The sequence below is a fragment of the Kitasatospora sp. NPDC005748 genome, from assembly GCF_040630735.1.
Lineage (GTDB): Bacteria > Actinomycetota > Actinomycetes > Streptomycetales > Streptomycetaceae > Kitasatospora.
Genome location: NZ_JBEXYD010000078.1, coordinates 18,925 through 31,291 on the forward strand (window position 1 = coordinate 18,925; position 12,367 = coordinate 31,291).

Consider the following 12,367-nt stretch of genomic DNA (forward strand, 5'->3'; position numbering starts at 1 on the left):
GGGGAGTTCGCCGGTGCGGCCCGGCAGGCCGGCGGACCGTCAGCCGGTGACGCCGAGGCGGCCGTCCTCGGCCCGCAGCTGGCGGCCGGTGTGGCGCAGCAGCAGCGAGTCGCAGATCTCGCCGGAGCGCACCGCCAGGGTGGAGAGCAGCGACGAGGTGATGCCGTGGGTGTGCTCGGTGCCGCCCTGGAGGTAGATCCCCACGTCGACGTGGTCGTCGGTCAGCACCCGGTGGTCGCGGTCGACCCGGAGGCGGCCGAGCTGGTCGGTGCGGCAGGTCGCGCCGAGGTCGCCGAGGAGGTCCCGCGGGTCGACGTGCTCGTAGCCGGTGGCGAGCACCACCGCGTCCGACTCCAGGGCCGTCGTCTCGCCGGTGGTCAGCGAGCGGACCTCGGCGACGGCGCCGTGGGCCAGCTGCCCGACGCCGGTGAGCCGGGTGGCGTTGAGGATCCGCAGCCGCTCCCGGCCGGCCACCTTCTCCTGGTAGACGGTCCGGTAGAGCTGCTCGATCAGGTCACCGTCGACCACCGAGTAGTTGGTGTTCGCGTGGTAGTCGAGCAGGGTCCGCTTGGCCTCGTCCGGCGCGGCGTAGAACTCGTCCACGGCGGACGGGTCGAAGATCCGGTTGGCGAACGGGCTGTCGTCGGCCGGGCTGTAGCCGTAGCGGGTGAGGACGGCGCAGATCTCCGCCTCGGGGAAGGTCCGGTGCAGGAACTCGACGGCCTCGGCGGCCGACTGGCCGGCGCCGACCACCGTGAAGCGGCGGTGGCGCAGCTCCGCGCGCCGCTCGATCAGGTCGGGGGCGCGGAACAGCAGGTCGCGGGTGTGGATGACGCGGTCCCCGGCGGTGACGCCCTGGGGCATCCGCGGCTTCAGGCCGGTGCCCACCGCGATGTTGCGGGCCAGCCGGACCTCGCGGTCGGCCGGGTCGGTGACCGACCGGGACTCCACCTCGACGACCTCGACCCGGCCGTCCGGGGTGGTCACCGGGCGGACCGCGGTGACCTCGCGGCCGTAGGCCGTCCGACCGGCGAACTCGGCGGCGCACCACTCGAAGTAGTCGTGGAACTCCAGGCGGGTCGGGTAGAAGGACTTCTGGTTGATGAAGTCCGCGAGCCGGCCGCGCTCCTGGAGGTAGGTCAGGAAGGTGAAGCGGCTGCGGGGGTCCCGCATCGTCACGAGGTCCTTGAGGAAGGAGACCTGCATGGTCGCCCCCTCCAGCAGCATCCCGCGGTGCCAGCCGAACGTCGCCTGCTTCTCCAGGAAGCCGACCTTGAGGGCCTGCTGAGGGTCCCGGCGGTTGTGCTCGTCGACGGCGATGGCCAGGGCCAGGTTGGCGGGACCGAAGCCTATGCCGACCAGGTCGTCGGCGCCCTCGCCTCGGTCGATTGCGCCGTTCTCGCTCGACATGATCGATCCTTCCGTTGCTTCTTGCTTCTCGGCCCCGCCGGTGTCCGGTCGACCGCCGCGGCGGCCGTCCGCCACTCGCCCACTCGCTTTAGGTAAGGCTTACCTAAGTTCTATCACTTGATCGGGTGAGTCAAATTCAGATCGTGCCCGAACCGACCATCGCGACCTGCCGACCTTCCGCGTCGGCCGCCTCGTCCCGGCGCACCAGCGGCGCGTCGGGCACCACCTCGGTACCCACCGGCGGCCCGCCGAAGGCCGCCAGCACCCCGTGGCGGACCCGTCCGTCCAGCACCCGCGCACTGCCCACGCCGGCCCGGACGGCCCGCAGGCAGCCCTCCATCTTCGGGACCATGCCACTCGCCAAGTTCGGCAGGAGTTCCGCGAGTTGGGTGGCGGTCAGCGAGGGGACCACCTCCTGCGAACGCGGCCAGTCGCGATAGAGCCCCGCCACGTCGGTGAGCATCACCAGCAGCTCCGCGCCCAGCGCGGCGGCCACCGCGGCGGCGGCGGTGTCCGCGTTGACGTTGTAGACGTCACCGCGCACGCCGCGCGCGACCGGGGAGATGACCGGGACCCTGCCGTCCGCCAGCAGCGTGCGCACCATCGAGGGGTCGACGGACGCGATGTCACCCACCTGCCCGATGTCCACCCGCTCGCCGTCCACGACGGCGTGCCGCCGGACGGCCGTCATGGTGCGGGCGTCCTCGCCGGTCATGCCGACCGCGAAGGGACCGTGGCGGTTCACCAGACCGACCAGCTCGCGCTGCACCTGACCGGCCAGCACCATCCGGACGACGTCCATCGCCTCCGGCGTGGTGACCCGCAGGCCGTTGGTGAAGTGCGACTCGATCCCGAGGCGCCCCAGCTGGGCACTGATCTGCGGACCGCCGCCGTGCACCACCACCGGCCGGACACCCGCGTAGCGGAGCAGCACGACATCCTGGGCGAAGGCCGCCTTGAGGCCCTCGTCCACCATCGCGTTCCCGCCGAACTTGATCACGACGATCTTGCCGCGGAACCGCTCCAGCCACGGCAGCGCCGCGAGGGGGCCACCCGTGCGCGAAGTTCCAGCAACCCCGGCGCGACGTGCGCGCCCGGCCAGGCCGTTCTCCACCGATCCCCCTGCACTCAGGATGCCCGCACCGGGATGTGCGGCATTCGCTCCCCTCCACCCCGCCACCCGGCTTCGCGAGTGCCGGAGGGAGTGCGGTTCGGTCGCTCCAGAACCACTTAGGCAAGGGTAACCTTACATTTCTTCACCCTTCCCGTCACCATCCCGTACGAACGTCGCCCGCCCGTGCGAAACCGGGGCGCCCGGAGCACAGTCCGCCCGGACCGCTCCACCGCGGCGGCGCGGCCACGGGCGCCAGTAGCCGAGCGCGGGCAACCGCCCCTTTGCCACGGCGAGCTCCCGGCGGGCGAACCGGGCCGGCGTCGGGCAACGAGACCCGCACCCACATGGTCGGATGGACACCGGTGGCCGCGAGCAGCCCGCCGTCCGCGAAGCGCACCCGGCGGCGGTTCTCGGTGACGTCCTCGACGCCGGTGACCGTCAACGCGAAGTCCCAGCCCCGCCTCGGCTTGAGGACGACGCCCTACCAGCCGTGGCCGTGGTCTGCGACAGCCTCCAGCTCGGGCAAACATGAGGGAAGGCTCACCTCACTGTCGGGATGGTGGACGTCGGCCCTCCGGCCACCACCCGCCTCCCGGCCTGTCGTCAACCACCGTTCGGGGGGCGGGTGGTGGCGGTCTGGCCGAACCACGCTACCGGCGGTGGGCCGCGGACCTGGTCGCCGCCGCCCACGCCCGCAACGTCGTGCACGACGGTCTGCTCCTCGTCCCCGACGAGACCCTCTCCCGCGTGCACGCGGCGTACAACACCGGACTGTCCGGCCTGCTCGGCCTGCTGACTCGGCTGCGGCACGGCGGGACCCGACTCTGGCTCCCCGCCGGGGAGCCGCCCCTCGACCCGGAAGGGAGGTGACTCGACATGACGACGGACGTGACGACCCTGCAGAACCTGGAGCTGGAGGAGGACGCGGTCTGGCCGGACTGGATCTGCCCGATCATCAGCTGCTGGTCCTCCGACTGGCAGGCCGACTAGCCCCTCTCCGCCCCGCTCGGGTGTGGGCCGGCCTCCGGGCCGGCCCACACCCCTGTCGAGGAGACGGTGCGGGCCCGGCGCGCCTCCCGGTCGGGCGGCTCCTGGTGGTGGACACCGCGCCCGCGACGGCCACCGGGCACGGCCGGGCCGTCACCTGCTTCCTGTACGACGCGGCGCCGCTCACGGCCGCGCAGGCGGGCGCGCTGCGGTTCGCCGACGGGGAGGTCCGGGCCGCCTCCTGGCTCGATCCGGGGGAGGCGGCGCGGCGGCTGCCCCGGCACCTGGCCGCGCGGCTGACCGCCGCGCTGCGCGCGCTGGAGGACGGCGGCATCGTCCATCTCAGGGCGGGCGTCCCCGCGACGCCCGCGCAGGGCGCCGGTGCGACGGCGGGTGGCCGCGCACCGGCGGCGGCCGCCCGGCAGGATCCGCAGGGCGGTGGCGCGCGACGGTGGCCCGACGTATGAGTCGACCCGCACCGGGGCGAAGCGCCACGGGGCGGAGCGACGACGGATGGAGCGACGGCAGGAATCGCGGTCGCGGTGAGGGTGGTGAGGGTGGGGGCGGGGTTCGGCCGCCGGGAGTCGTGCGGGCGGCCTCAGGCCTCGGGGAACTGCTCCTCGTGGTCGGCCACCCCGGCGGGTTCCAGGAACGGCGCGCGCTCCACGGGCTGCAGGTGGTGGCGGTCCGTCTGGACGGGAACGGTCGCGGAAGGCTCGGAGAAGGGCTGCCACAAGGGGCGCAAGTCGGCGGTCACGATCACCAGTCTGCCAGTCCCGGGGCCCGCGCGGTGCCCGCCCGCCCACCGACGGCCGGGTCGGCCCCGCGCGACCGTCCCGCGGCGGGGTGCGGCGCGGGCGGATCCGGCGGTGAACCGGCCCCGCGGCGGGGGCGGTGACGCTCCCCGCCCCGGTGGGTCCGGGCCGTCCGGGGCGGGTCGGCCGGGGCGGCAACCGCCCTGGTAGCGTCGGGCGGCCAGCCGGAATGATCACAAGAAAGGCAGTAGCCGTGCAGGAAGTGACGTGCCACAAGGTCGACGACGACCGCATCGCCCGGGCCCTCGACGACATCGGTGGACAGTCGTTCAACCGCTGGCACTCGCTCCGCTACGACTCGCTGTCCATCGGGGGCCTGGTACGGCTGCAGGGCGAACTCCTCGACCACGTCGGCGCCCGCACCCTGAGCGACCCCGCGCTGACCGGTCCGTCCGGCCGCGACGTCCTGCGGGCGGCCGCCGAGTGCGCGCTCGGGGTACTGGCGCTGGGCAGCTTCCCGAACGGCGACTTCGAGGTCTACTTCCCGCTCAACGACCAGACCCTGGACAGCGGGGACTTCGCCTTCGGCGACGCGGTGGACGACGTGTCCACGGCGCGCACCTGGCTCGACACCTTCGCGCTCTGCGTGACCACGGACCTGCTCCACCGGCCGGAGCGGGTGGTCGGCCCCCTGCTCAAGGACGACTACGCGCCCGCGATCCGCGACGGGGTGCCGTACTCGCCGCTGGAGTCGGTGTCGGACCCCGGCGACCTCGCCGCGATGGACGCGCTGTGTGGGTACCTCGCCGACATGGTCGGCACCTGGCCCGCGACGCGGGTCGCCCCGGAGCCGATCACCAAGCCCGACGCGCAGGCCCGCGCCGAGGCCGCCCGGCGGCTGGACGCGGCCGGTGCCCTCACCCCGGACCAGCGGCTGCTCCGCGTGCTCCTGGACGACGACCGGGCCGCCTTCGAGCACGCCCTGACCGAGCGTCTCCGCCTCCACCGGGATGGCGTGGGACCGGACCCGGAGCCGAGGACCCTGCTGCCGGTCGAGACCGTCGCCCTGGCCGCCCTCGCCGTCCGGGCGCACGGCTGGCAGCTGGAGACCCGCTCCGGCTACCTGCCGGAGGGCCTGCTGGCCGACCCGCAGGAGTAGCCCCGCCCGACGCGCGGTACGGGCGGCGGGAACTCCTGCGGCTTCCGCCGATTCGCCGAACGGCGACCGGGTAGGCGCGCGCCGAGAGGAGAGGAGAACTGTGATGCCCCGAGGATCGAGCCCCAAGCGGGAGCGCCAGTACGAGCACATCAAGGAGAGCGTGCTGGAGCGCGGTGAGAGCGAGGACCTGGCGGAGGAGATCGCCGCCCGGACGGTCAACAAGGAGCGGGCCAGACACGGCGAGGCGCGGACCGCCAGCCGGAGTTCCACCCACGACATCTCCTCCGGCCGGCGGGGCGGACTGCGGTCCCACGAGGGCGCCGGGGGCCGCACCTACGACCAGCTGTACAACGAGGCCAAGCACCGCAACATCAAGGGCCGTTCGAAGATGAACAAGCGGGAGCTGGAGCACGCGCTCGGCCGCTGACTCCGCTCGCCGCACACCCGGAACGAGACCCGCCGCACCCCGCCGCACCCCCGAAGCGAGAGGTGGCCGTGATGACCAGACCGACACCCCCGAACCCGGACACCGAGCCGTTCCCGCACCCGGCACCCGGGCCGCGCCACCCGGGCGAGGAACCCGTCCCCGTGCCGCCGCCCGTCCCACCGTTCCCCGACCCGGATCCGGCGCCCCCGCCGCAACCCGGACCCGCCGGGGTGTGAGCGGCCCGGGTGACCGGTCCGGGCGGGCGGTCCGGGGTCACGGCCGGGAGGCACGGGACCGCGGAGAGCGACCGGTGGCGACCGGCCGTGACCGGACTGCCCGGGCGGCGGCCGGGCGGCGGGGTCACACTGGAGGTATCCGCCGTCCCCCGGGTTTGGAGGCCTCCGTGAGTGAGCTCAAGTTCGAGCAGAAGGCCTCGCTGACCCGGCTCGAAGCGGCCGACCGGCTCACCGCGCTCGCGGACGCGCTGCGGCACGGCGCCAGCGCCGAGCTGGACCTCGGCCCCGGCACACTGACCGTGCGCGTCCCCGACGAACTCCAGATCGAGATCGAGGTCGAGGTCGAGGACGGGCAGATCGAGCTTGAGGTCGAGCTCAAGTGGCGGACCGAGTAGGCTGCCCCGACGGCGCCACCCCGGGCCTGCCCCGGCCCGGCTTCAGGCCGGTCGCCGCCGGGCGCGCGCCCGGGATCCGCGACATCGTGGCACGGTGGCTGCTCCGCCCGGCGGGCGCCGCAGCGGCCGACGGCGACCCCGACCACGTCTGGTACGCCGCCTACGGCTCGAACATGTGCGCCGAGCGGCTGGCCTGTTACCTTCGCGGCGGCCGGCCGCCGGGTGGTGCCCGGACGTACCCCGGCTGCCGCGACGGGCGGCCGCCGGAGCGGGCCGTGCCGGTGACGCTCCCCGGGCAGCTGTACTTCGCGCTGGAGTCGACGGTCTGGGGCGGTGGCACGGCCTTCTACGACCCGGACCGGACCGGCCTGGTGCCCGCGCGCGCCTATCTGCTGACTACGGGGCAGTTCAGCGACATCGCCGCCCAGGAGAGGCACCGGCAGCCGGGGACCGACCTCTCGCCGGCCACCGCCCTGCGCACCGGGCGGGACCGGCTCTGGCCGGGCCGCTACGGGACGCTGGTGTGCCCCGGCTCCCTCGACCACACCCCCGTGCTGACCCTCACCGCCTCCGGCGGCCTGGCCGACGCCGACCTGCGGGCACCCCGCGCCGCCTATCTGCGCACCATCGCCGCCGGACTGGTCCAGGCCCATGGCTGGGACCTCGGACGGATCGCCGACTACCTCGGCACCCGCCCGGGGGCCGACGCGCAGTGGACCCCCGCCGCCCTCCGCCGGGCCCTGGCGGAGACCGCCGGCGACGGCTGAGGACCACACTGCGCTCCCGTCGGACCGCTCCCGAACATACCGGCCGGCCACCCTGTCGCCGCGCAGGAATGACGAACATCCCTCTGGGGAAAGGGCGTTCATGACGGCGAATGGTTCAGACCATTGACGGCCCGGGGCCACAACTCCTACGGTGGGGACCACACCGACCTGGCGCAGGCATGCCAAGAGATCGACGGCCGCCGCACCCCCACGCGCGCGCCCTGCGTCGGGCGCACACTCCATCCACCCCCACGGAGGAGCACCATGCGCAAACGTCATCTCGCCGTCGTGGCCGCGGCCGCGGTCGCGCTGCCGCTCACGCTGGCCCTGCCGGCGCAGTCGCACGGCTTCATCAACCTGCCGCCCAGCCGGGCGGCCCTGTGCGGCGCGGGCGTCGTCACCAACTGCGGCGACATCCAGTGGGAGCCGCAGAGCGTCGAGGGCCCGAAGGGCTTCCCCAGCCGCGGACCGGCCGACGGCACCATCTGCGCCGGCGCCGACCCGCGCTGGGCGCCGCTCGACGCCCCGCGCAACGGCAACTGGCCGACCACCAACGTGACGGCGGGCCAGCAGCTGACCTTCACCTGGAACATCGAGGCCCGGCACGCCACCACCACGTTCAAGTACTACCTCACCAAGCCCGGTTACGACGCGACCCAGAAGATCACCCGGGCCAACCTGGACCTGACCCCGTTCCTGACCGTCAACTACAACGGGCGCCAGCCCGCCGCCACGACCACCCACACCGGGACCCTTCCCAGCGGCCGCACCGGCCACCAGGTCGTCGTGGCGGTCTGGGAGATCGCCGACACCAACAACTCGTTCTACTCCTGCACCGACGTCAAGTTCTGACCTGACGCCAGTGCCGCACCGACGCCCGTCGGCCCCCTGCCCGGCACAGCTGTCCGAGACCCGGCCCGGTGCACTCCGTCGCACGACGGAGTGCACCGGGCCGGGCGACCGGGGCGGGGCGACGGGCCGGGACCGTGTGCGCGAACCGCCCCCGGCCTCGCCCCCGCCGTGCCGAACCGGCGGGTACCCGGGGTGCCGGTGGTGCCACGGGGACGGGTGCGAAGCAGCGCGGCCCGACGGTCCGAAAGGGTCGAACATCTGCGCTGTCGCACCTCTATGGCGGGCCCGAACGAATGGCTAGCATGGGCGGCCCGCACGGGAATCAGCCAAGGTGAATGGGAGGAACCACCCATGAGTGCACTGGTACTGGACATCCGCGACGCCGGCCTACTGGACATCGACGACGAGGTGATCGCGTTCGAGGACGAGTTCGACGCCGACCTCGCCCCGGCGGCCTGTCTCGCCGACCCGTTCGTCACCTACGTCCCCACCCGCTTCGACTGCGCGGTGGACGCCTGACCCTCGCCGGACACCCGGCCTGCGGGCGGGCGCCGCCCGAACTGCCGTGCGCCGCACGCCCGCAGGCTACCGCACCGGCTCGCACGCCGTACCTTCTCGCACCTGCCCGCCGACACCCGGCGGGGTACCCGTGCGACCGGACCCGGGGACGTGGTGGACTCGTGCCGTCAGCAGCAGCACCCACCGGCGCGCGGCCGGACCCCGGCGCCGCCGGGGCGCTGCGGGCCCGGATCGCCGCCTTGGTCGCGGCCGCCCCGGGTTCGCGCCGCCAACTGCGCTGCGCTGACGACTGGTTGTATCTGCACGACCCCGACATGCCGGCGCTCCCGCACGGCTGGAAGCTCCATGTGTCGGCCCGCCCCGACCGGTTCCCGCACCTGCTGGACGTGGTGGTCCCGATCCTGCTGCGGCGCACCTGCGACGCCAAGTTCGCCGCCGGTACCGCCGTGCTGCGCGAGCTGAACACCGGACTGCGCGACCCGGCCGCCGTGGGCAAGGCCGTCACGGTCTACCCGTGCCCGGGCGAAGAGGCTGCCCTCGCGGACGAGTTGGCGAACGCGCTGACCGGCTGGACCGGCCCCCGGGTGCCCAGTGACCGGCAGTTGCGGGCCGACGCCCCGGTCTACTACCGGTACGGCCTGTTCCGGGTCGCCGCCGAGGACTCGACGCTCCTCATGACCGGCCCGGCCGGCGAGACCTTTCCCGCCCCGGCCGCCCCTCACTATCGCCAACCACCCTGGGTGAGCGACCCGTTCGCACCGCGCACCGCCCCGCGACCGACGAGCAACCGGATCGGCGACGGCGGCCGCTACCGGATCACCGCCGGCATCACCCGCGCACCGGGCGGCCATGTGTACCGGGCGGTCGACGTGGTCACCGGCCGCGAGGTGGTGGTGAAGCAGGCCCGCGCCTTCGTCGCCGAGGACGCCGCCGGCCTCGACGCGCGGGGCAGGCTCCGGCACGAGCGACGGGTCCTGACCGCACTGGCGGGCGTGGGCGGAGTACCGCGCCTGGTCGACTACGTCCGGCACGGCGAGGACGAGTACCTGGTGAGCAGCGCCTGCGGCCGGCGCGACCTGCGTCGCGACGTGCTCGAAGGCGGCCCCTACGAGGCCCGCGCCGCCGGGCCCGGCGGCGCGCACGGGCCGGGCCGCGACTGGTGGTCGCTGGCGCGCGGACTGCTCCGGGCACTGGACGCGGTGCACGCGCGCGGCGTGGTGATGTGCGATCTGAAGCCGGCCAACGTGGTGCTCGACGCAGCGGGCGGGTGCGCGCTGGTCGACTTCGGCATCAGCGCCCTCGACGGCGAACGGCCGGCCGGGACGACCCGGGGGTACGGACTGCCCGGCCCGGCGACCACGACCGCCCACCCCACCGACGACTACTACGCGTTGGGGGCGACACTGCACTACGCGGCCACCGGTCTCGACCCGGTGGTGATCGACCCGGACCGGGCCACCAACCGCGACCGCACGCTGGCCTGCCTGGCCGGTGCGCTGCCCGACCCGCAGCACCCGGCGGTCGCGCTGGTCGCGGGCCTGCTCGGCTTCGACCCGGCGGAGCGAGCGGCGGCCGCGGACGCCCTGCGCCATCACGTCGCGCCGCCCGGCACGGGCCTTGCGGGCACCGTGGGCGAGCGCAGCGACCGCGCTCGGCGCGTTCCCGCGCCGCCGCGTCCGCCCCGGGTGACCGCCGAACTGCTCGGCGAGGTCGTCGACCACACCGTCACCACCTGCGTGCGGCTGGCCGGCGAGCTGGTCACCGCCGATGCGCGGAGCAGGGAGCCGCGCGCCCTGCTCTCCTTCTACGACGGCAGCGCCGGGCTCGGTCTCGAACTGCTGCAGCACGCCGACCGCCCCGACGCCCGGGCGGCCGCCACCGCGCTGGCCCGGTGGACGGCGGCACACCCCGCGATCGACCGGCTCGGCCCCGGCCTGTACGAGGGCCGCACCGGGGTCGACCTCTTCCTCGCCCGGGCGGCCGACGTGCTGGGCACCGAGGAGCCGCTCGGCGCCGATCCCGGTCCGGGTGACGTCCGCTCCACGGACCAGATCTCCGGCGCGGCCGGCCTCGGAACCGGCCGGCTGCTGCTGGCCGGGCGAGCACGCGCCGCGGGTCGCGAAGCCGAGGCCGAGCAGCACCTCGCGACGGCCCGGGCCTGCGCCCGGCTGCTCACCGACGGCCGGGCCGACGGGCCCCGGGAGACGCCGAACCCGGGGACCGCCGCACTCGAAGAAGGCTTCGCGCACGGCCGCGCCGGAGTCGCCCACTTCCTCCTCGGCCTGTCCGCCGCGTCCGCCACCGCTGCCACAACCGCGGCTCCGGCCGGCCGCGTCGACCTCGCCCACGGCGCCTACCGCGCCCACAGCGCCGAAGACACCGAGGCGGCCGCGGCGGCGGCGCGCCGTCTGGTGGACGCGCTCGCCGAGGACGTCCCCCGGCTCGTGGTGGCCGCCGGCCGGCCAGGGGCCACCCGCCGGTACGGGTCCTGGTGCCGGGGTCTGGCCGGCATCGGCACGACGCTCGTCCAGGCGGGCCGGTACTACGGCGCGGACGAGTTCCTCACCCGGGCCGCCGACGCCGCGCGAGCCTGTCGCGAGTCGGCCCCGAGGACGGCACCCGTCGTCCAGTGCTGCGGGCTCGCGGGCGCCGGGGAGTTGCTGATCGACCTGGCGCTGGCCACCGGGGACGAGCGGCACTGGGAGGCCGCCGAGGAGATCGCCGGGCTGGTCCTGGCCCGCAGCGGCGGCCGCGCGGGCCGACCGGTGTTCCCGGCCACCGATCCCACCGTCGAGTCCGCCGCCTGGGCGGTCGGCACCAGCGGTGTGCTCTCCTTCCTGCGCCGGCTCCACCGCCGGGGCGGCCCCCGGCTCGGCATGCTGCTCCAGCCCTGAACTCCCGGGCGCCGCAGGGGCGACAGGGCCTGGGTCGTTACCGGGCCGGACCGGCAACGACACCGGGCGCCGGCGGCGCCACCGGCCCGCCGGGGCACCCCGGAACCCCCCTCGGTAGGACCCGTACCCACCCCGCCGGAGCTCCGCCCGCCGTCCGCGACCCTTGCGCGCACCACGCCGTGCAACAGTCACGGCCGGCTGTTACCCAGCCGATGGACAGCCGTGACACGACCTCCCGGGGACCGCGACAAGGCCCTCCTACTGTCGGTCAGGAGGCGCCGACCGCACGGTCGGCGCACCGCGACAAGGAGAGACGCCCGTATGTCGAAGCACCGCTCCACCCGCACCACCAACTCGACCGCCCGTCGGGCCCTGGCGGGCTGCACCATCGCGGGGGCGGCCCTGTTCGCCACCGTCTCCGGCGGCCAGGCCTGGGCCGACGGGGTCCGGACCCCGTCCCCCACCGCCCCGGCCGTCGACCACCCCGACCAGCCCGCCACGGCGCCCTCGGCACCCGCCGCCAAGCCCAGCCAGCCCGCGCGTACCGCCCCGGCCGTCTCCCAGCCGGCGGCCGCCAACGGTGCCGCCCAGCCCGCCCCGGCCGCGCCGTCCGCCAAGGGCGCCCAGCCCGCCCCGGCCGCCCCCGCCGCGCCGACCGTCACCCCCAGCGGCGCGGCGCAGCCCAGTCGCGGCCCCGTCCCGCAGGACAACTCCCGCGCCGACCAGCCGCAGGTCACGTCGGTGCCCCAGGGCGCCGCCCAGGCCGGCGACGGCAGCGGGGCCCTCGACGACGCCGGCACCAAGCTGGTCGGCGGCAGCGCCGCGGCCGCCGTCGGTGCGGGCGCGCTGGGC

At 75.1% G+C, this 12,367-nt stretch carries 12 protein-coding genes and 2 pseudogenes; 10 read left to right on the forward strand and 4 right to left on the reverse strand.

Translation table 11 applies throughout. From position 1 onward, the window contains the following. Window positions 1-39: 39 nt before the first annotated feature. The 3 genes and pseudogenes from ABZ495_RS33145 to ABZ495_RS33155 all read right to left on the reverse strand — a co-directional run. Window positions 40-1,410: a lysine N(6)-hydroxylase/L-ornithine N(5)-oxygenase family protein gene (locus ABZ495_RS33145; RefSeq protein WP_359810973.1), complete on the reverse strand. Its 1,371-nt coding sequence runs from the start codon at window positions 1,408-1,410 to the stop codon at window positions 40-42. A gap of 136 nt (window positions 1,411-1,546) precedes the next feature. Beyond that, window positions 1,547-2,446, reverse strand: coding sequence for an acetylglutamate kinase (argB, locus tag ABZ495_RS33150; RefSeq protein ID WP_359839549.1), 900 nt, complete (start codon window positions 2,444-2,446; stop codon window positions 1,547-1,549). 409 nt (window positions 2,447-2,855) lie between these two features. After that, a pseudogene (locus tag ABZ495_RS33155) lies at window positions 2,856-2,966 on the reverse strand (siderophore-interacting protein); the annotation flags it as partial. Window positions 2,967-3,226: 260 nt separating this feature from the next. Here ABZ495_RS33155 and ABZ495_RS33160 point away from each other — a divergent pair. Continuing rightward, window positions 3,227-3,394 (forward strand): hypothetical protein, encoded by a 168-nt coding sequence (locus tag ABZ495_RS33160; RefSeq protein ID WP_359839539.1) that lies wholly within the window; start codon window positions 3,227-3,229, stop codon window positions 3,392-3,394. Window positions 3,395-3,621: 227 nt separating this feature from the next. Then, window positions 3,622-3,978 (forward strand): hypothetical protein, encoded by a 357-nt coding sequence (locus ABZ495_RS33165; protein WP_359839541.1) that lies wholly within the window; start codon window positions 3,622-3,624, stop codon window positions 3,976-3,978. A 131-nt stretch (window positions 3,979-4,109) separates the two neighbouring features. Here the strand turns inward: ABZ495_RS33165 and ABZ495_RS33170 are convergent, their stop codons facing one another. Further along, window positions 4,110-4,268: a hypothetical protein gene (locus tag ABZ495_RS33170; protein WP_329491513.1), complete on the reverse strand. Its 159-nt coding sequence runs from the start codon at window positions 4,266-4,268 to the stop codon at window positions 4,110-4,112. A gap of 251 nt (window positions 4,269-4,519) precedes the next feature. On the opposite strand from ABZ495_RS33170, the gene ABZ495_RS33175 reads away from it, so the two are divergent. From ABZ495_RS33175 to ABZ495_RS33210, 8 genes and pseudogenes are all read left to right on the forward strand, one after another. Then, window positions 4,520-5,425, forward strand: a complete 906-nt coding sequence (locus tag ABZ495_RS33175; protein ID WP_359839543.1) for an immunity 49 family protein — start codon at window positions 4,520-4,522, stop codon at window positions 5,423-5,425. Between the two features lie 103 nt (window positions 5,426-5,528). Next, window positions 5,529-5,852, forward strand: coding sequence for a plasmid stabilization protein (locus ABZ495_RS33180; RefSeq protein ID WP_359839545.1), 324 nt, complete (start codon window positions 5,529-5,531; stop codon window positions 5,850-5,852). 403 nt (window positions 5,853-6,255) lie between these two features. Then, a complete protein-coding gene (locus ABZ495_RS33185) occupies window positions 6,256-6,483 on the forward strand; it encodes an amphi-Trp domain-containing protein (protein ID WP_329491510.1) in 228 nt (75 codons plus the stop codon). After that, window positions 6,468-7,250, forward strand: a complete 783-nt coding sequence (locus tag ABZ495_RS33190) for a histone deacetylase (RefSeq protein ID WP_359810987.1) — start codon at window positions 6,468-6,470, stop codon at window positions 7,248-7,250. Before ABZ495_RS33185 ends, ABZ495_RS33190 begins: the two co-directional genes overlap by 16 nt. A 264-nt stretch (window positions 7,251-7,514) precedes the next feature. Further along, entirely contained in the window at window positions 7,515-8,102 is a 588-nt protein-coding gene (locus tag ABZ495_RS33195; RefSeq protein WP_329491508.1) for a lytic polysaccharide monooxygenase, read from the forward strand. Window positions 8,103-8,453: 351 nt separating this feature from the next. Beyond that, the gene (locus ABZ495_RS33200) at window positions 8,454-8,621 is read left to right on the forward strand and encodes an SflA family class IV lanthipeptide (protein ID WP_329491507.1); all 168 of its coding nucleotides are present in this window, start codon (window positions 8,454-8,456) and stop codon (window positions 8,619-8,621) included. 161 nt (window positions 8,622-8,782) lie between these two features. Beyond that, window positions 8,783-11,515 (forward strand): class IV lanthionine synthetase LanL, encoded by a 2,733-nt coding sequence (gene lanL, locus ABZ495_RS33205; protein ID WP_359839547.1) that lies wholly within the window; start codon window positions 8,783-8,785, stop codon window positions 11,513-11,515. A gap of 321 nt (window positions 11,516-11,836) precedes the next feature. Further along, a pseudogene (locus tag ABZ495_RS33210) lies at window positions 11,837-12,367 on the forward strand (hypothetical protein); the annotation flags it as partial.